Annotated in this window: 22 protein-coding genes and 1 pseudogene; 3 read left to right on the top strand and 20 right to left on the bottom strand. The window is 62.1% G+C overall.

Features of this window, described 5'->3' with window-relative positions; all coding sequences use genetic code 11:
- Window positions 1-207: 207 nt before the first annotated feature.
- The 5 genes from IEV58_RS17615 to IEV58_RS17595 all read right to left on the bottom strand — a co-directional run bounded on the left by IEV58_RS17615 (window position 208) and on the right by IEV58_RS17595 (window position 4,199).
- Window positions 208-1,110, bottom strand: a complete 903-nt coding sequence (locus tag IEV58_RS17615) for a LysR family transcriptional regulator (protein WP_229729573.1) — start codon at window positions 1,108-1,110, stop codon at window positions 208-210.
- A gap of 65 nt (window positions 1,111-1,175) precedes the next feature.
- A complete protein-coding gene (locus tag IEV58_RS17610; RefSeq protein ID WP_188411141.1) occupies window positions 1,176-1,547 on the bottom strand; it encodes a DUF427 domain-containing protein in 372 nt (123 codons plus the stop codon).
- 106 nt (window positions 1,548-1,653) lie between these two features.
- Window positions 1,654-2,061, bottom strand: a complete 408-nt coding sequence (locus IEV58_RS17605; RefSeq protein ID WP_188411140.1) for a nuclear transport factor 2 family protein — start codon at window positions 2,059-2,061, stop codon at window positions 1,654-1,656.
- Window positions 2,062-2,140: 79 nt separating this feature from the next.
- Window positions 2,141-2,938 carry an NADPH-dependent F420 reductase gene (locus tag IEV58_RS17600; protein ID WP_188411139.1) on the bottom strand — a complete coding sequence of 266 codons (798 nt, stop codon included), beginning with the start codon at window positions 2,936-2,938 and terminating at the stop codon, window positions 2,141-2,143.
- Window positions 2,939-3,290: 352 nt separating this feature from the next.
- Window positions 3,291-4,199: a LysR family transcriptional regulator gene (locus IEV58_RS17595; protein WP_188411138.1), complete on the bottom strand. Its 909-nt coding sequence runs from the start codon at window positions 4,197-4,199 to the stop codon at window positions 3,291-3,293.
- A 193-nt stretch (window positions 4,200-4,392) separates the two neighbouring features.
- On the opposite strand from IEV58_RS17595, the gene IEV58_RS17590 reads away from it, so the two are divergent.
- Both IEV58_RS17590 and IEV58_RS17585 read left to right on the top strand, forming a co-directional pair.
- Window positions 4,393-4,812, top strand: a complete 420-nt coding sequence (locus tag IEV58_RS17590) for a nuclear transport factor 2 family protein (protein WP_188411190.1) — start codon at window positions 4,393-4,395, stop codon at window positions 4,810-4,812.
- Between the two features lie 88 nt (window positions 4,813-4,900).
- Window positions 4,901-6,439, top strand: coding sequence for an MFS transporter (locus IEV58_RS17585; protein ID WP_188411137.1), 1,539 nt, complete (start codon window positions 4,901-4,903; stop codon window positions 6,437-6,439).
- A gap of 41 nt (window positions 6,440-6,480) precedes the next feature.
- Here IEV58_RS17585 and IEV58_RS18295 read toward each other — a convergent pair whose 3' ends face one another.
- From IEV58_RS18295 to IEV58_RS17525, 12 genes are all read right to left on the bottom strand, one after another.
- Window positions 6,481-7,053, bottom strand: coding sequence for a TetR/AcrR family transcriptional regulator (locus IEV58_RS18295; RefSeq protein ID WP_229729571.1), 573 nt, complete (start codon window positions 7,051-7,053; stop codon window positions 6,481-6,483).
- Window positions 7,054-7,055: 2 nt separating this feature from the next.
- On the bottom strand, window positions 7,056-8,015 hold the full coding sequence (locus IEV58_RS17575) for an SDR family NAD(P)-dependent oxidoreductase (RefSeq protein WP_188411136.1): 960 nt from the start codon (window positions 8,013-8,015) through the stop codon (window positions 7,056-7,058).
- Window positions 8,016-8,115: 100 nt separating this feature from the next.
- Window positions 8,116-9,612, bottom strand: a complete 1,497-nt coding sequence (locus tag IEV58_RS17570) for a DUF3363 domain-containing protein (protein ID WP_503826561.1) — start codon at window positions 9,610-9,612, stop codon at window positions 8,116-8,118.
- 554 nt (window positions 9,613-10,166) lie between these two features.
- Window positions 10,167-10,487 (bottom strand): hypothetical protein, encoded by a 321-nt coding sequence (locus IEV58_RS17565; protein ID WP_188411135.1) that lies wholly within the window; start codon window positions 10,485-10,487, stop codon window positions 10,167-10,169.
- The gene (locus IEV58_RS17560) at window positions 10,484-11,395 is read right to left on the bottom strand and encodes a lytic transglycosylase domain-containing protein (protein ID WP_188411134.1); all 912 of its coding nucleotides are present in this window, start codon (window positions 11,393-11,395) and stop codon (window positions 10,484-10,486) included. The genes IEV58_RS17565 and IEV58_RS17560 overlap by 4 nt, the downstream gene beginning before the upstream one ends.
- A gap of 4 nt (window positions 11,396-11,399) precedes the next feature.
- Complete coding sequence (locus tag IEV58_RS17555; RefSeq protein ID WP_188411133.1) at window positions 11,400-11,747, bottom strand: DUF736 domain-containing protein; 348 nt, start codon at window positions 11,745-11,747, stop codon at window positions 11,400-11,402.
- 67 nt (window positions 11,748-11,814) lie between these two features.
- Window positions 11,815-12,372: a S26 family signal peptidase gene (locus IEV58_RS17550; protein ID WP_188411132.1), complete on the bottom strand. Its 558-nt coding sequence runs from the start codon at window positions 12,370-12,372 to the stop codon at window positions 11,815-11,817.
- On the bottom strand, window positions 12,369-12,887 hold the full coding sequence (locus IEV58_RS17545; RefSeq protein ID WP_188411131.1) for a DUF2840 domain-containing protein: 519 nt from the start codon (window positions 12,885-12,887) through the stop codon (window positions 12,369-12,371). Before IEV58_RS17545 ends, IEV58_RS17550 begins: the two co-directional genes overlap by 4 nt.
- A complete protein-coding gene (locus tag IEV58_RS17540) occupies window positions 12,884-13,138 on the bottom strand; it encodes a hypothetical protein (RefSeq protein ID WP_188411130.1) in 255 nt (84 codons plus the stop codon). Before IEV58_RS17540 ends, IEV58_RS17545 begins: the two co-directional genes overlap by 4 nt.
- Window positions 13,135-13,788, bottom strand: coding sequence for a ParA family partition ATPase (gene parA / locus IEV58_RS17535; protein ID WP_188411129.1), 654 nt, complete (start codon window positions 13,786-13,788; stop codon window positions 13,135-13,137). Before parA ends, IEV58_RS17540 begins: the two co-directional genes overlap by 4 nt.
- Window positions 13,785-14,825, bottom strand: a complete 1,041-nt coding sequence (locus tag IEV58_RS17530; protein WP_188411128.1) for a replication initiator protein A — start codon at window positions 14,823-14,825, stop codon at window positions 13,785-13,787. The genes parA and IEV58_RS17530 overlap by 4 nt, the downstream gene beginning before the upstream one ends.
- Complete coding sequence (locus tag IEV58_RS17525; protein WP_188411127.1) at window positions 14,826-15,098, bottom strand: helix-turn-helix transcriptional regulator; 273 nt, start codon at window positions 15,096-15,098, stop codon at window positions 14,826-14,828.
- A 467-nt stretch (window positions 15,099-15,565) separates the two neighbouring features.
- Here IEV58_RS17525 and IEV58_RS17520 point away from each other — a divergent pair.
- Window positions 15,566-15,856, top strand: a pseudogene (locus IEV58_RS17520) (DNA -binding domain-containing protein); the annotation flags it as partial.
- 35 nt (window positions 15,857-15,891) lie between these two features.
- Here IEV58_RS17520 and IEV58_RS17515 read toward each other — a convergent pair.
- The 3 genes from IEV58_RS17515 to IEV58_RS17505 form a co-directional block, all read right to left on the bottom strand.
- A complete protein-coding gene (locus IEV58_RS17515; RefSeq protein WP_229729570.1) occupies window positions 15,892-16,404 on the bottom strand; it encodes a DUF2285 domain-containing protein in 513 nt (170 codons plus the stop codon).
- A 52-nt stretch (window positions 16,405-16,456) separates the two neighbouring features.
- The gene (locus IEV58_RS17510) at window positions 16,457-16,672 is read right to left on the bottom strand and encodes a transcriptional regulator domain-containing protein (protein ID WP_188411124.1); all 216 of its coding nucleotides are present in this window, start codon (window positions 16,670-16,672) and stop codon (window positions 16,457-16,459) included.
- Between the two features lie 309 nt (window positions 16,673-16,981).
- Complete coding sequence (locus IEV58_RS17505; protein WP_188411123.1) at window positions 16,982-18,178, bottom strand: DUF932 domain-containing protein; 1,197 nt, start codon at window positions 18,176-18,178, stop codon at window positions 16,982-16,984.
- Window positions 18,179-18,274: the final 96 nt, after the last annotated feature.

Raw genomic sequence — 18,274 nt, 5'->3', positions numbered from 1 at the left:
TGTTCGAAAATAGATTAGATGCCTGAAATACCTCGGTCTGTTGTTCCGAGGAACAACAATAACGAAGCTGGCCGATCTGTAGGACTAACCGCGGCAGCTCCCCGGCGCGTATTCTGGCGTCTCCGAGGTGCGACCTTCGGACCGTGCAGTTTGGGCAGTGTAGGAAAAAAGAACATGTGCGCGACCACAGTGATTGGTCGGCTCGTTTCAGGCTGGGCTGCTATCCCTAAAGGCGTCGCGACAAAGGTCGATAAAGCTGCGCACCTTTGGGTCCATATAGCGCGTGGAGGCGAAGACGGCGTGGACCGGCATCGGGACGCTTGCCCAACCCGGCAGGACCACGACCAAGGTTTCCTCGGCCACATGTGGCTCGGCCATGAAGCGCGGGAGCAGTCCGACTCCCAAGCCGGACACAGTCAGGTTCTTGACGGCGACGATATTGTCGAATGCGCAGCGGGGCGTCTGCGAAACCTTTTCTTGGGCCTGGCCATTGACGAGGGTCCAACTGGTGCGGCCACTCGACGTCTTCATGACGAGGTCGTGGCGCTTCAAATCGTCGACCGTGCGGATCGCCTTGGTACGCTTCAGATAGGCAGGGGATGCGTAAAGACCGTAAGCTATCTCGCCGAGCTTGCGGGCCGACAGGTCGGAATCAGCCAAGGCGCCGATGCGGATGGCGACATCGATACCTTCGTGAATGATGTCGACGAAACGATTGGAGTAGACTGCTTCGACGGTGACCTTCGGCCATTCGGACAAGTAAGCGGCGATCCGGTCATCGACCCATACCGTTCCGAACTCCGGCGTTGCCGTGATCTTGAGGCGCCCCATGGGTTCCTGGCTTTGCCGTGCGACCGCAGCTTCCGCCGCCTCCGCCGCGGCAAGGATCGATGACGCACGTTCGAAGTAGTCTCGTCCGACTTCCGTTACGCTCAGGCGTCGCGTGGAACGATTCAGAAGCCGCGCGCCGAGCTTTTCCTCTATTCGCTGCACGATGCGGCTCACGCGAGCCTTGTCGGTCTCAAGCCGTTCGGCCGCGGCGGTGAAGGATTCTTCCGTCACCACGGCGACGAAAACCCTCATTTCTGAAAAGCCTACTGATGTCGTCATGAACAACATTCTGTCGCGGATCGGTTCAATACACAATCAATGTGCAACGAAGGGACCAACAACAATCAGTTCCCCGGCACTGCCTCGATGGCATCGACCCGATCAGGATAGAAGGCGAGATGCCCCTTGATTGTCAGCATGTGGTCGAACGGATCTTGATATGACCAGGCGACATCCTTCACGCTACCATCTCGCGTGCTGAAATAGCTTGCGTCGCCCTTGTAGGGGCAATGGGTCCGCGTCGTGCTCGCGCTGAGCTCATCCAATGCCACTTCGTCTGCTGGAATGTAGTAGACAGGTGCCAAGCTGGCCTCGCGAAGGATCAACGCATTATCGCTTTCCGCAAGGATCACATCACCTATGCGCACGATGATTGTATCTGTCACAGGTTCCACGGTGATGGGGTGTGCGGCATTCGGCCGTGTTCCACCTTGCATAGTTATCTCCTTAGTTTGCTAGTGTGAATGCTTCGCTGCGAATGATAATAGAACCACGCAGGTGATGCGGTCGCATTGCAGCCAATCGAAATCATCGCTGTCCTGCCTAATCAAGCGGCACTAACTGCATGGCTTGACCGCCCAGTTTCGGTGCCAGTTGCTGTTGCACGGCGACAACGGCCGGCAGCGGCCGCCACGCGACAGTCATACTCTCTACCAAGCCGTCGTCGTTGAGGTGAATATGGTCGAAGGCGTCGATCACATGGTCGCCAAATATGATCGTCAGCGTGGCGACGACATTTGCTCCATCCCGCAACAACATCTTCGGTTCGAACGCATCGACTGTATCTAGAAGCTGGGAGAGAACGTTGGCGACGTCCATCTTGCCTTCGAATGGTGTGGGCACGATGGGACTGCGAAGCGTGATGTTGTCTGCGACATGTTCAATCGCACCTTCCACGTCGCCATTGCCCATCGAGCCAAGAAATGCCTCAAGGTGGCCTACGCTGCTCATGGTCGTATTCCTGTTTGACTTCCAAAAAGACATCCGAGGTTACCGGGCGCCTGCTGTGCGACGCCCGGTGCAGCGATCATCAGACGGTGCCTGCGCTGGCCTGTTCCATGAACAGATCGACATGGATCTGGGGCATAGCCGCCAGATTGCCACCGATCGGGGACGGCCGTTTTGCGGTCTCGATGAGCTTGCGCGCCTCTTCGCGAGACAACGGCTTGCCGGGTTGCTGATAAACGCGCTTCGCTTCGTCATGCGAGAGTCCGTCCGGCACATCCGGGGCATAGCACCAAAAGTAGATTCCCGTTTCGGGCTCGATGCGCCAGCTTTCCGCCAGCGAGCCGGCGTCGACAACGTTGAAGCCGATCTTCTCAATGAACTTCGTCACTTCTGCCTTGGCTTCGGCGTCATCGCCAGCGACTGGCAGCGTCGTACGGGTCGCGCTGCCTTCGGGCTGCGCATCGGCTTCCATGTGAATCCAGCTGAGATTGTGAAGACCCTTGACGAGCCTTGCTTCCGGAAGGTGACGCTGCAGGAGCTCGCTCGACGTCAGCTCGGCGTTGTCGAGGTCAGCACGACGGAAATCGCCCATGCCGGGATAGTAGTTCGTCTGATCGACGACGATCTTGCTAGCGAGTTTGTCGGCCGGAAGCTTCTCGAACGATGCGAGGGGGATCGACAAGTTGACGATGTCGCCAGCTGCAATCGCTTCCTCAATGGTTCCGGCGCGTGCGAGCGGGCCAAGATCCTCAACCAGGCTGGTCAGCGTTTCCGGACCGCGAGAATTGGCTATCACGACGTTGTAGCCTGCGGCCGTGGCCAAATGCGCGATTGCTTTGCCCGCGAGGCCGGAGCCGAGAATTCCGATAGTTTGTGTCATCGTCTCTTTCTTTCTTTAAAGGGGGGCGGGAGCCCGCCGAAAGGGTTCGTGCGCCCCGAGCTGTCTCGCGTGCGGTTGCGAAGCGAGCGTCTCAGCGGTGCAAACGGAAAATAGGAGCCGTACACCCGGGCTAACAGTGATGCGAAAGGCAACTCACTGTTGTCGCCATGGTCGACAATTGAGCGGCGATTGAATGGCTTGTGCGATGCGTAGTGGTGCAGAATAATCTGATCGCGGTGGGTCGGACGTTTGTCGCATAGACGGCGCTTGCCAAGATCAAGTTGCTGCGCGGTAGGCGTAGGTCGTCGTCGTTGCCGTTAGAGCGCCACCGCGGGCGGCGCAGCGGATGGTTTCAACTAACGCCTTCGACCTCGCGCTTGAAACCATCGCGGCAGAAGTCGACAAAACCCCGGACCTTGGGGTCCATATAGCGTGTCGAGGCGAAGACGGCGTGAACCGGCACCGGGATACGCGCCCAGCCAGGCAGGATGCAGGCAAGAGCGCCATCTGCCACGTATGGCTTGGCCATGTAGAGTGGGAGTTGCACGATCCCCAAACCGGACAGCGCCAGGTTTCTCGCGGACACGTTGTTGTCGACGGCGCAACGTGGTGACGTCGATATCTTCTCCGTCTCTTCGCCGTTCACGAGCGTCCAGATAGGACGGCCGCGCGGCGCATGCATGATAAGGTCCTGCCGCTTCAGATCATCGATTGAGCGAACGGGCTTGACGTTCTGCAGATATCCCGGAGATGCAAACAGGCCGTAGTTCAACTCGCCCAATTTGCGCGCCGAAAGCTCCGAGTCCTGCAATGGGCCAATACGAATCGCCACGTCGACACCTTCATGGATGATGTCGACAAGCCGGTTCGTGTATTCGATTTCCACGCCCACCGCCGGCCATCTACGCAAGAACGCTGCGATCCAGCCATCGACCCGCATCGTTCCGAACTCGGCACCAGCCGTTACCTTTAGGCGACCTTTCGGTTCCTGTGTCCGCTGCGCGACCGCAGACTGGGCCGCTTCTGCAGCGGCCAGTATCGACGATGCGCGCTCGAAATAGTCACGGCCGACTTCTGTCAAACTGGTCTGTCGGGTCGATCGGTTCAGCAATTGGGCGCCAAGCTTCTCTTCCAAACGACGCACGATACGGCTCACGCGCGCCTTGTCGGTGTCAAGCCGCTCCGCCGCAGCCGTGAAAGAGCCTTCCGTCACCACGGCGATGAAAGCCTGCATTTCTAGGAAGTCAACTGTTGTCGCCATAACAACAGTCTGTCACTTGATGGCGGAATGATCAATCCGCAAACAACTGACATTCTGCGGCTGATGAGTTCGTTCTGACGACACGATCAACCAGCTGAGGAACCCCATGTACCGATCGTCACTTGGATTGACCTTCGAGGTCGCCACCCGCGCCGTCCCAATTTAGATCATGGCTGCTTCAGTTGATTCCGCCATGCAGAACGCCGCTGCCGTAAAGGGCTTCTTCGCCGCACAAAGCGGAGGTGACCTGGACGAGGCTTTCGGTGACTACATACACCCGGATTTCCGCTTCGCGGTTTCCTGCGTCTGCAATGACGAACTACGCGCCGTCATCCCTTGGGCGGGCTACGAACACAAGGGGCGCGAGGGTTATCAACGTCTGACGACGCATCTCTTCTCCGAGTACGAGATTCTCGCATACGAGACCACGCGCGTTACCGATACCGGCGGCCAAGTCTTCGTCGAAGGTCACTTCCGTTTGCGGCACCGAGAGACCGCGAGGATCGCCGATAGCGATTTTCTTGTCCGGTTCGAAATGCGCAATGGAAAGATCGTCAGCGGGCAGATGTACGAAAATACAGCAGCCGTTGCCGCGGCGCGCCGTTCAGATTGAGCCATGCTCGCGAATTCAGCCTATAGTTCAGCATAATAGAGTCACTGACATGCAAGATCACAATCGCGCCGTTCCGGCGGCAGGCCGAATGCTCGTTCTGGTTGCCGTCTGTTGTGCGGCCTTAACGGCGCCGCTTGCTTTTACCGGCATTGCCGTCGGGCTGCCCGCCATTAGCCGAACACTTGGCGGTAGCCCCATCCAGCTCAACTGGGCAATCAATGCATTTCTGCTGATTTTCGGCAGTACGCTTATGGCAGCCGGTGCGCTCGCCGACAGCTACGGACGAAAGATGACGTTTCTTGCCGGCCTCGCGGCCTTCAGTCTGCTTTCGATCGGCCTTGTTTTCGTTGGAGACATCATCTGGTTCGATGTGCTTCGAGCGCTGCAGGGGCTCGCAGCCGCTGCCGCCTTCTCCGGCGGCATGGCGGCACTAGCTCAGGAATTCGACGGGACTGCGCGGCTGCGCGCGTTCAGCATAGTCGGTGCGAATTTCGGTATCGGACTCGCCTTCGGACCGGTCGCTGCCGGATGGCTAATTTCCACGTTTGGTTGGCCTGCAATTTTTGCGCTGCTTGCCGTGCTGTCTTTAGTCGGAATCATCCTTGCAGCGATTTTCATGCGAGAGTCCCGCGATCCCACCGCATCCGGTCTCGACTGGAAAGGAGCTATCGCCTTCACCTTGGCATTGACTGCGCTGACCGCAGGCGTTCTGCAAGCGCCGGAAAGCGGTTGGCAAGATCCGGTCGTCGTCGTGCTGTTGTTGGCCTCTGTTCTGCTTTTTGCGGCTTTCTGGTTGGTCGAGAAGACAGTCGCCCGGCCCATGCTCGACCTGACGCTGTTTCGCTTCCCGCGTTTCGTCGGGGCACAGCTTCTGGCAATAGCGCCGTCGTATGCCTTTGTGCCGTTACTGGTTCTTCTACCTACACGTTTCATAGGCATGGAAGGCATGGACGAAATCTCCGCCGGGCAAATCATGGTGGCACTTTCTGCGCCATTGCTCGTGCTTCCGGTCGCTGCTGGCCTACTGACCCATTGGTTCGCCCCGGCCACGATCTGCGCCGGAGGGCTTGCGATCTCAGCGGTTGGGCTCGTCTGGCTTGGTGAAGTGCCCGTTGGCACCGAACCCGCCACCTTGATCGGCCCGCTGATTGTCATCGGCGTCGGTATCAGTCTTCCTTGGGGACTTATGGACGGACTGGCCGTTAGTGTCGTACCGAAAGAACGTGCCGGCATGGCGACGGGCATATTCAGTACTTCGCGCGTGGCTGGCGAGGGCGTGTTGCTTGCAGTGGTGACAGCGGTGCTTTCCGCATTTACCAGTGCCAATCTCGGGGCGGTTGCCGGCGATCATGCGGACGCAGTGGCCCAGCGGCTCGTCACCGGGGACCTTTCGGAGGCGGCGATGCTCGTGCCAACAGTAGACAAAACGGCTCTCATGCATGAATTTAGCGACGGGTTCTCCACCCTTCTCTGGTTGCTAAGCGGGATCACGATACTGACGGCTCTCATCGTCTTCTTCTTCCTCGGCCGAAGCCACGAGACCGTGGAGGAAATAGAGGAAGAGGCAGAATTCGCCGCGAACGCCTCGATGTCATCCGATGAAATGGGATCTTGCGGCCAGACCTAAGGCGGCGCTGCGGCACACGCCGGCGGGATACTTTATTTCTATCATTTTTGAGAGGGCGCAAGGAGAGCGAGCAGGGTTTCCATGCTCGCCTTTACGCTGGAAAGGCCTTTTTCCGGGTGCAACTGGCCGTTTCCTTCTATTGTCAGAAGGCCGTGAGCGGTGGCGAAGATTAGACTGGCTAAGGTTTCGCTGGGCGCGTCGGGCAGATCGTTGCCTTGTTGGCATTCCTGCACGATCGACCGGAAGTGGTTGAAAGTCTCAAGCGCCTTAATCTTGAGTTCACCGCCGGCGGCCGCTGTTTCGGGATTGTTGAAGAGGAGCCTGTATCTCGCTGGACGCTCGCGGCCGTAGTCCATGAGGAGGTCGAGGGTAGCCATCAATTTTTCGAGCGGCGCTCGAGGCGATTGGCGAATGGGAGCCATCGCCTCAGCTAAATCTGCGAACGAGACGGTTGCGACAGCGGCGAGCAAGGCGCTCCGGTTTTCGAAGTGTTTATAAGGCGCATTGTGTGACAGGCCAGCAGTGTGGCCGACAGCGCGCAGCGTCACAGCCTCCTCCCCACCGGCATCGAGCAGTTTGGCGGCGGCGTCAATCAGCCTCTTGTCAGTGGTCATGACTATAAGCGCGCTTCCTCCGGCTGTAGTCGAGCCAGGACTTCCATCTGGTTCCAGAACTTCGTGGCTCGGTCTTTGTCATACGACATAGTGGAGGACCGCGTCTCAATCAGTTTTCCGCCGTTAGATTGGAAATATTTACCGGAACCGTTTGCATAGCCGGGATCAGCAGCAAGGCGGGCGAGCGAGGCGCCGGAAAAGCCGACCGATCCCATGGTGACCCCCAGACGACGGGAAAACCATGTCATAAATGCCGTCTTCGCCAGCCACTGAACTGGTGTGGGCAGGGTTCGAAGAAATTCGGTGTCGGGGATGCTGCCCGGGTCGAAGGCCAGGGCGACCGTGGATGAACCGGATTTTCGCAGGCGACGGTGCAGTTCATACGCATTGAGAACGTTGCATAGCTTGGAAGTTGAGTATCGTTTTCCCGCCGATATGGATTTTGAGCCATCCTTACCCGTGTTTGCGAGTACATCAGCATCGGGTTCAACGACAGCGCCGACCAGCTTCCCATCGATTGTATCAGGATCATGGGTCCCGCTGGCGGTGAAGACGATGCGCCCCGTGGGAACCATGTGATCGGCGAGCAGGCAAGTAAGCAGGAAGTGACCGAGGCAGTTGCTGGCGAATGTCACCTCATATCCATCATCTGAATACGACACGGGGCCATCGAAACGCCCGCCGGCATTGCAAAGCAGCGCATCTAGAGAGGCCAGTTTACCATTGCCCAGGATGGTGATGCACTGTGCCGCTGCTGCCCGGACTGATGCTAGCGACGATGTATCGAGCGCAAGCGTTGTGACGTTGATGCCCGCTTCCTGTCTCAGTTCTTCTGCGGCCTTGTTCATTTTTTCGGGGCTGCGCCCCGCCAGGACCAGGTCCCATTTGTAGTGCGAGGCGAGATGGCGAGCACAGGAATAACCGATGCCGCTGTGACCCCCGGTGATGACAGCAGTTGGCATATCAAAACTCCTTGGTTGACGCTGTCAACCTATAATCAAATGAGGTTGACGATGTCAACCTACGTTCAATGTACTTCGTTTGCGCGAGCGATCGCGAAGCCTAAAGAGCGAGACCCTTTTGCCTTCCCAATTGCCATGATACCGAACCGCCCTGCACGACGCCCATGACCTCTCGGCCGAGCTGGCGGTCGATCACCGGCCGCCACGGGACAAGGGTGAACTCATGGCTCTTTTCCACCACGGCGAACTTGCCACTCGATAGCTGCACGGTGCCGGTGAACTTGCCGCTCGCGTTCTCGCCGTCAGTGGCGGCACGGAATGGTAGCGCCTTATTTTGGGCGATCTCAGCACCAACGCGGGCAACCTCGCGCTCGCGCAGCGTGGTAAGAAGATTGCGCCGATAGAAGATTCGACCGTCCCTGCCGCGCGTGGCGTCGCGCTGTTCGATATGATGCTCGCGACGCTGATCCATCGCCTCGCGGACTTGCTGCCCGAAACCTGCCGGGGCGAGATCCGATGCGTCGGCGGATAGCAGCCGCCTGTCGAGCCAGGTCGCGCCGTCCGCGCCGATCTGATTTTCCAGATCGAAGGCCGACAGGACGCGAACGCCGGCCTGCCGGGTGCGGCGGGCGTCGTAGGCGGCGGCACGGCTCTCGAAATCCTCGGGGATGCGCCATTGGTCGCCGTCGATCCGCTCCGCGATCCCGGCCCGGCGCAATGCCTCCAGCCGGCGCACATGGGCATCGACATAACCCTCATAGTCGCCGCCCGGAACGCGGCCCTCGAACTTTGCCTGCTCCAGATGACGGCTCGGCCGATAGATGCCGTCCTCGGTGATGGCGGCAATGGTGCGGTCGGACGGCCGGGCCGCTGCCTCGGCGCGGCCGATCTCGATGACGCCGCCGATCCGGGCATCCTCCAACTGCATGGGGTCCATATTGGCGATGTGGTGCGTGCGCCCGTCGATTCCGTCCACGACGACGGTGAGATTGTCGCCCAGCTCGTTGGCGAGATATTTGTCGAGGACGCGGCCGGTGACGGGTGCAGCGGGTGCGCCCTCATGGATGCGGAAGGTCATGGGATCGCGCTCAAGCCCATCGGCGGCGAGCGATCTTTGCATGGTGCGGATGATGTCGCCACGTTCGCCAAGCTCGCGCAGGGTCGGTTCCAGCCGCTCGTTCAATTCCCAGACACCGGGGGCGTGTTCGGTAGCGAGGCCCATCCGCCCCAGCTTGGACAGCCGGCGCAGGCGAAGCGTGCGCTCGAATTGCCGCTTCGGCTCTCCCGGTTCATGGCGCAGGTCGAGGAACCGCCCATCGGCTTCCTCGACCATCGCCCGGTCGATCCGGGTGAAACGATCCTGGTCAATCTCGGCGGTGAGCTTGCGAGTTTGCTCGATCTCGCTGGCATGGCCGAGTTCCAGCGTCGCCAACTCGCTGGCCCGCTCGCGGATACCATGAACGATGTAGTCGCCGTTGATGACCAGATCCTCGCCCAGCTCGTCCTTGCCCCGGACGATGACATGCACATGCGGATGGCCGGTGTTGTAGTGATTGACAGCGACCCAATCGAGCCCGGTGCCGAGGTCGGATTCCATCCGGCTCATGAGGTCGCGGGTATAGGCCGTAAGGTCGGACAGCTCCGCCCCGTCCTCGGGCGAGATGATGAACCGGAACTGGTGGCGGTCGTCCTGGCCGCGTTCAAGGAAAGCATCGCCATCGGTGCGATCATCGGCGGCAGAATATAACTGACCGCGCTCTCCGTCGCGCGAGGTGCCGTCGCGCTGGATATAGCGCAGATGGGATTGCGCCTTCCGGCCCTTTCCGGGGTGGAGGATATAGCGCTGCTGAACCATCACGCGGCGCGCGCCCGGCTGCCGGTGATTCCAGCCGCCGCCGAGGTTGCGGGTGCGGACGAAGACCGCGCCGCGCCCGCGCTTCACGCCCTTGCCGCTTGACAGGACTACATGGGAACCGGCTGGTGTTGCTGGGGTGAATGCCGCCGTTCCGAAACCGACGCGGGGCGAGGTGCGGCGCTGCTGCCGGGCGATCTTCTTGGCTTGCGTCAAAAAACTCTTGGTCTTGCCTACGCGTGGCGCATCGGAGCGGATACGGCCGGGCTTGGGCCGGAAGCGGTTCTCGTCGTCGGCGCTCATCGCTGTGTCTGCTGTCGAAAATCCCGAAAACAGGGCGATTTCCGCCCATGGTGCCGGTCAAAATCCAGCAATGCCAAGGCGTTGCGCAACCTCGCGGCACGCGGGGCCGGAAAATGGCGTGCCGCGAATGCGCCCGCTAAACAGTGTGCAGACAACAAGAATTTCCAGAACTGGCCCGACATGGTGCCATGTTCTTCAATCTTGCCCTCCCTTCTTACCGCCCTTTTCGCCTTTCCCGCCGAGATTCCGGCCAGGCGCAAACCTGCCTGACTGGACACCGGAATGGATCGCGCCGTGCGCCGGATCGCCGTCCTCATGGCGTTCCCTCGTCGTCGGCGCGAGGCACGAAAATGCTGCCGGTTTCCGGCCCCGCATCGGCAGGATCGCGCACCGGAACGGTTGCGCGGCCATCGCCGGATTGCGCCCCGGATGGCGGCGCGGCGGCAGTCCGCGTGTCGGTTGGGCGCGTGACGAAGAGCGGGGCTTCGCGCCAGTCGGGCGGTGGCGGCGCTGCATCGGGAGAAGTCTCGCCGCCGAGGACCGGCGCGAGCGCAGCGACATAGGCGCGGGTCTCCGGTGGTATTGCGCGGCCGGTCGCAAGGTATTCGTCGTAGCGACCGGGACCGGCATTGTAGGCCGCCAGCATCGCCGCGACATTGCCGTAGCGGTCGAACATCTCGCGCAGATAGGCTGTGCCTGCGAGGATGTTATCGCGCGGGTCGTAGGGATCGCGGCCGAGCCGATGACGGACGCGCAGGCCCGCCCAGGTGTCGGGCATGACCTGCATCAACCCCATCGCGCCGGCCGATGACACCGCACGCACATCGCCCGCGCTCTCAGTGCGCAGCACGGCGACAATCCAGTGCTCGGGGATGCCGAAACGCTGCGACGCCTCGGCAATGTAAGCGGCATGAGGATGGGCGGCGGCGGTTCGGACCATCGGCGTCGATTGCGCAACGGCCATTGTCGATCCCGCGCCGAGCGACAGCATGGCGGCGGTCAGCAGAATGACATAACGCCATGCCGCCCTGTCTCCGCTTTGAGCCCAGCCTGCCAGCGTGCTCGCTGCGGTCAAGGGCAAGGCGCAAGCGCCGGCCGATGGCCACCCTTGACCTTCGCTGCGCGCGCCGGCCGTCTTGCGCCTGAGCGGGACGACGGGATGAGACGGCTTTTCCGCGAACAACGGGATGAGGGTTTTGAGCGCGGGGATGACGCGGGATCGCATGGCCTTAGTCTCGCTCGTCGCGCGGCTTCGGGCGGCTCCAGTGCAGCGACCACGACGCGCCCGCGTCGCCGTCGCAGAACAGGTTGGCGCGGATCGGATGCGGGAATGTGGGATCGTCCAGCAGCACGGAAAGATATTCGCCGGCCTTCTCGCCGGTGCGTTTCCAGGCCGCGCCGACCTCCGGGCCGGTTTCGTTGCTCATGCCGTCGAATAGGTGAACGCGATAATCCGGTGCGTTCTCCGCGTCGGACGGCTCTGCCGCGACGATGATGATGTCCTGATGCAGCAAGAGCGTCCCGAGGTGTCCGATGAAGCCGGCCTCGTCGCGCGCAAATTCACCAATCTGGGGCATGACAGTCTCCTTGGCGGTGAGGTTGGGAAACCATCGGCGGGCACCGCTCCCGCCGATGGGGAAGCAGTCATTGCGCCATTGCGCTGGTTTGGCCGCGCCATTCGTAGCGGCCGTCGCCGTCCTCATCGGTCCAGAGCGGGACCGCCCGGCCGATGACGGAACTTGCGGGGATGGGTCCGAAATAACGGCCGTCCAGGCTGTCTCGGACGTCCCAATTCATCAGGAAGAGTTCGCCGTCGCGGACGACGCGGCAGCCCTGCCAGACAGGCAGATCGCGGCCGATCCGGTCGCGGTCGAGCGCCTCGCCCATCTCGATCCCGTCCACCGTGATCGTGGATCGCAAACGGCAAACCCGCTGTCCCGGCAGTCCGAGGACGCGCTTCAGGAGCGGCACGCCGCGCCCGACATAGCCGCGTTCGACCATGAATCGCTCCAGCGGTTCGGGCGGCATGACGGCGACCAGCTCCGGCACGTCGAGCGCGTCGGTCGGCCCGACCGTGTAGAAGCCGATGGGCGCGCTGGCGGTGGCGTTCCAGATCAGTTTCGTCGGAAGATCGGCGACGCTGGCGGCTGCGATGCCCGTGACGGCCAACGCCGTCACCGCCAGGATACGGCGGCGCGTCATGGGTCGATCCTCTGGCGACCAAGCCAGGCGGAGTGCCGCTCGGGCGTATAGGCGTGTGGCTCCAGACCGGCAATCAGACGGTTGTGGACGTGCCGCCAGTGCTCCGGGGATATGTCGGCGGGGTCGAGGCCGAGCGCTTCCACGGCGTCGATGGCCTGCAAGGCGCGCTGCACCTTCGGCCAGCCGTCGAGACGCAGCAGGATTTCTCCGCCGGGGCGGACGAAGGGCAGCGTCTGGAACGGTTCGCCGCCATGAACTGCGCGCAGGATGTCGATGCGGGAAATCATCGTGCCATGTTCGCCGGAGGCCCATCGGATGAAGGCGAAGATGCTGCCCGGCGCGAAGCCGGCGATGCTGCGGCGGCGGTCGAGGATCTGTTCGTAGCTCTTGCGGCCGAAACGTATCCAGTGCTCGACCTTGCGCTTCTGGAAGGTCAGTTCGACCAAGGTGGTGAAAGGCGCGGATCCGTCCGTCAGCGGACGGCCGTGCAAGCGGTGGGCCTCATTGCCGGTCATGGTTGATCTCCCTCGGAGGCTGGAAATTCGCGCGCCAGTAGGTCGCGCAGCATGTCGGTGACGGTGATCCCACGCCGGAAGGCGGCGACCTTGATGCGGCCGCGCAGCTCGGGCGTGATGTCGATGGTCAGGCGGGCGGTGAACGCCTCGCCGGCGGGCTTGCCACCCGGCGGCGTTTCGGCCGCTTTGATCCAGCTTTCGGGATTGACCGGCCGGGACGCGAAACCGGGTTTGCGGGTCCGCTCGGTCATGGCGTGGTCCCCCCGATGTGCAGCCGGTCGATCTCGGCGGCCAGCGCCATGATCTCGCGCGCGGCGGGGCTGTCGGCGTCGATCTCGGACGCAAGCCGGCCGGACTGCGCGGCGTCGGCGAAGACGACGCGCTGGCCGATGGTGGCTGCGAGCAATGGCGGATCGTGATCGGCCAGCGTCTCGGCCGTCTCGCGGGCGATGATGGTGCGCGCGCCGCAGCGGTTGAGGACGAAACGGGCGGCCAGTTCGGGCTGGTAGATGCGAGCTTCATTCAGAAGCGCCAGCATCTCGGCCGAGGCCCAGCCATCGAAGGGCGATGGCTGCACCGGGATCAGCACCAGGTCGGCGGCGAGCAGTGCCGAGCGCATGAGACCGGCGACACGCGGCGGCCCGTCGATGACGATCATGTCGGCGTTGCGGGCCAGTTCCGGGGCTTCCCGGTGCAGCGTGTCACGGGCCAGGCCGATGGTGCTGAACAGCCTCGGCAGCCCTTCATGGCTGCGCCGCTCAGACCAGTCGAGCGCGGAGCCTTGCGGGTCGGCGTCGATCAGGATGACGCGCCGTCCTTGCGCGGCCCAGGCTCCGGCGAGATGCAGCGCCAGCGTGGTCTTGCCGACGCCGCCCTTCTGATTGAGGAAGGCCACGATCATGGCGCACCTCGCCCCGATCCGAGAGACCTGGCACCGGCACCATGGGTTGCGTGCGCGCGCGTCAAAGAAGAAGAGTTAGTTTTATTGTTAGATTCTTCTATAGAGTCCGGCGCGCGATTTGCGCCTAATGTCCCGATAGTCCGTGCGCCTAATGTCCCGATAGGATTCACAGGGGTTTCCACAGGCACTGTGGATAGATTTTCAGGGACGAAGCGCAGCAATTCGCGACCGTCCTCCCACTCGATCTGAAGGCCGTAGCCGGGCAGCGACTGACGGGCCGCGATCCGGCGCAGGTCGAGCGCGAAATCGGACGGCCGGGCCGAACTGCCGGATTTCCGGTGAAGGTGGGAAACCTCGAACGCCCAGCCCTCGGACTGGCGGCCGGCGTGCTTGCGAGCGACGCGATAGAGCCAACGCTCAATGCCGCCGGTCAGCCGGAAATAGGCAGGGTCGATGGTCAGCACCAGCGAACGGTCGATGACGCTGTTGTAGAACCATTCGGGCAGAACAAATTCCATGCCCTCGACGCGGCCGGCGCGCGTGGTCATCTCTTCCCATTCGTTGATCCATGAGAATTGCCGCCGCCGCCAATGCTTCCCGTTTCGGATCGTCGTAGCGATGACGGTCGATTGCAGACGGGCGAGCGCGGCCTTGAGCAACAGGTAATCCCGGTTGCCGGTGGCCCGCCCCACGGCGCGCAGGAGCTGGTAGGGCATGAAGCGGAAGAAGCGCGACGTGGTGAACCCATTGTTCTCGGCCGCGACGATCTGGCTTGCGGCCCAGATCAGCACATCGGCATCCCAGATTGTCGCCATGCCGTGCTCGGGCATGGCGAACACCTGCACCTCGACATCGGCGGTTTGATAGAGGATCGGTTTTGTGCGTGGGCGCTTCGCCAGCGAGAAGAACGGCCGTTCCATCAGATCACGCTGGTCGCGCGGGGCAGCGTCGCCGGTCGCGACCACAAAGGGGTCGAGGCGGCTGCGCTCGCTGGTGTCGGTCGGCTGCGCGGGGCTGTCATCGTCGGCGCGCAACATTCAGCACTCGTCCCGCTCTTCGGGGGTGAGCGGGCGCGCGGCGAAGACGGTGCCGGCGCTTGTGTCGCTGGTGGATTTGCGCGTGCCGATGGCGCTCCAGTCTTCCAGATCGTGCAGGGTATAGAGGACACGGCCGCCGATCTTTCGATAGAGTGGGCCGGTTCCGTAGGTGCGGTGCTTTTCAAGGGTGCGGATCGAAATGCCGAGGAAGCGTGCGGCTTCCTTTGTGCGCAGAAGGCGCGGTGGTAGGTCCGCATTGCGGCGGTTCGCCATGGATAACCTCCGGTTCGTCAGTGGATGGCGCTGCCGATGACGGCGGCGCGCTATGGCGAACCATGGCGAGGGACCGGCGGCCTGTAGCGTGCCGCATTTGCGCACGCGCGCTGGCGGCACCCCCCTCCGGGACGGGATCAGGCTGAAAAGATGGAGAGATTCAGCGTGACAGCGGGGGCCGGGCCAATTCGGCGAAGACAATCCCGTGCGGGTCGGGTAAGACTGAACGCGGAGCAGACGCGCTGCTCTGGGGCTTAGTAACCCCTCACGAATGGCTGGTGCTGGCCATGACGGCACCACACTCCTTGACCTTATGGTCGGGGAGCCCGTGGCGCATGTCCAGGGCTGCCCGCCTAAAGGCCACGGGGCCGTTTCGTGACGGTTACTAACTCCCCGATCACCAGGTCAGATGGGCCAATTGCGGGGGCGCACCGCAAGCCACGGCTCTTCCGGGTAGAAGGGGAACGACGATGCGAACGCCCGTCGAACTCGATCCCGATGTGGACGATGAAGCGCCAGCGGGAAACGACATCACACCCTATGACGAACGGCATTTCGTGACCTATTTGCGGCTGCTCGACGCGAAGGCGGAAGGCGCGGACTGGAAGGAAGTGGCCGAGATCGTGTTGCACCGCGATCCGGTCGGCGACGAGTTCAGGACACGCCGATGTTGGCAAAGCCACCTCGAACGCGCGCAATGGCTTTCGCGTGAGGGTTACAAGCGGATACTGGAACAGGCCGCGGCCAACAAAGCGTGAGACCATCCATAGATGACGGTGAGTCTTCGGCGCGACTACGGATCGAGTTTGATCGGATAGTGCAGCAGGAGCCGGTAGCCGCCGCGCATCATCCTGATGCCGTGGGCGACGAGGCGACGCGCCTTGTTCTTGCTCGGGTCGCTCTCGAAATCTTCCTTTGTGCCCCGGAAGCCAAGCAGGACTTCGGCAATGGTCCGATAGCTCTCGCCGCGCAACCGGGCATCGAGCGCGCGCAGGGACAGGATATGCCATTGCCGGAGCTGGGCGGGCATGTTGCGGAAGTCGGAGCCGGGCGTTCGGCCCTTGATGGACCGCCAGAAACGCCGCGCCGCATGGGCGCGAAGCTCCATGAAGTCGTCCAGAGGCAGTTCGACGGCGTAGAAGGCTGCCGCATCCGGCACGGATTCGGATAACCAGAATTGGTGTTCGACGCCATCCGCCTGCCAGATGCCGTGCCAGCCATCGGCGGCGCGGCGCAGGTCGAGGCCGTCGAGATGGGCGAGAACGACGGTCGGCTGGCTTGCCGTCTCATCCGGCTCGGTCGGCACCAGTTTGACGGCTTGCGGCTGAAACCGGGGCGACCAGAATAGCGGGTCGCGGTCAGGCGCGGCGTCGGGATCGTGCGGGAAATCGCAAACCCCAGCGTCGGGCGAAGGCTTCCAGCTCGGTCGCATCCGGGCGCTTCGCGCGGACGAGAAGCCGGAAATCCTCTCGGTAGTCGTCGTTGCGACGCAGATACTCCCAGGCGAATCCGGCGGCGGGTATATTTTTGGTGTGCTTGTAAGCCGCCGGAGCACGCCAGTCGATGCTTAGCATGGCGTCTCTCCCAATGTCGGCCTGTGGTTGACAGACCCGGATTGGAAGCCTGGGAGATTTCAAGCAGTGACTGTAGGTTCAATATAGATATAAGTGGTAGTGCTAACTCGATATATTACTTAGTTATTTGTTTCTTAACAGTGTTTGCGTGATCTTGCGAGCCGGGCGCAGCCCGCGAGCGCGGCCATGTTTTCGGGCATGGCCGCAACGCCGATCCGCGACGCCGGATCGGCGGAAATTTCTTGAACCCTGAAAGCCTGAAAAGCGGAAAGCCGCGCAACCGGGTTTCCGGCTGCGCGGCTTTAGTGATTAGGCGGCCTTCTCCAGCAAGGTCTTGGCCTTCGCCTCCAGTTCAAGGCGACTGTCCTGATGCGCTTTGCTGCGGGCATGGGCCGTCATGCCCTGCACGAAATCGAAGATGCTTTCGGGCGGGCGGCCTTCCTCCTGCAACACGGTTTCGATGATCTTGCCGGTCTCGGCCTTGCTGAACCCGCGCTTGCGCAGGAAGCTCTCACGGTCCTCATCGGTGCGAGCGACGATGCGCTCCCGCGCCGCCTTGATCCCTGTCACGAATGGCGCGGGGCTGGAATTGGCGAAGCTGGTCAAAGCCGGGGCGGCTTCATGGGCGAAACGCTGCGCGGCAAACTTGCTGTGCCGGATGCTGATTTCCTCAAACCCTTCCACGCCCCAAAGGTTGCGGTTCATGCATACCGCCCGGAGATAGAAAGAGGCGATGCCGAGGGTCTTCGATCCGACTTCGCTGTTCCAGCAATAGAACCCCCGGAAATAAAGGTCGGGGTCGCCGTTTGGCAGGCGTCCGGCCTCAATGGGGTGCGTATCGTCCACCAGAAACAGGAAAACGTCGCGGTCGCTGGCGTAAAGCGTGGTCGTGTCCTTGGTCACGTCCACAAAGGGATTGTGCGTCATGGTCGCCCAATCCAGAACACCCGGCACCTTCCACATGGTATCGCCGACGCCATTGCCCGCGATCTTCATGACGGCGGCGACAAGCTCGTGATCCCAGATGCGACCATAATCCGGACCGGTGACGGCGCGAAGCTCAACGCGCCCGTCCTCGGTTTCCAGCGTCTTCACTAATTCGCCGCGATGGCTGACAAGGCCATGTTGCAGATTGATGCCCGCCAGCGGTGCGGGAAGGTCGCGCAAGTAGCGGGCCGGTGCGCCGACAAGGCTGCAAAGCTGCCCGAAACTCCAATGCGTCGGGGCGACGGGCTGTTCCTGTCCGGGAACGATCAGCGAAAGCCGTTCCGCGTCGTCGCGGCTGGCTTCCACGCGCACGGCGCGGCTCTCCACGGTGCGGGCCTTGGCGCGATCCGCACGGGACTTCACGGCGTCGTAAAGCTCGGTCAGCGACAGATAGCGTTCATCATCCGGGCGCGAGAACCATTCCGACGAAACCCGGCCGATATTCTCGCCGCGTGAAATGTCCACGCGGAAGCCCTCGGAAACGGGCTGCTGGTGATGGTTCAGGGTCATGGTGTTCATGGTCTTTTCCTTTCATGGGCTTGGGTTGGAGCGCAGCGCTGCGCTGCAACCCTGCCCGTCGGCGAGACCGGGGGGTGCAAGGTGCAAGGGCGGACG

Origin of the sequence: Agaricicola taiwanensis (genome assembly GCF_014635245.1) — a bacterium.
GTDB lineage: Bacteria > Pseudomonadota > Alphaproteobacteria > Rhizobiales > Methylopilaceae > Agaricicola > Agaricicola taiwanensis.
This window is presented reverse-complemented; position numbering and strand designations above follow the sequence as displayed.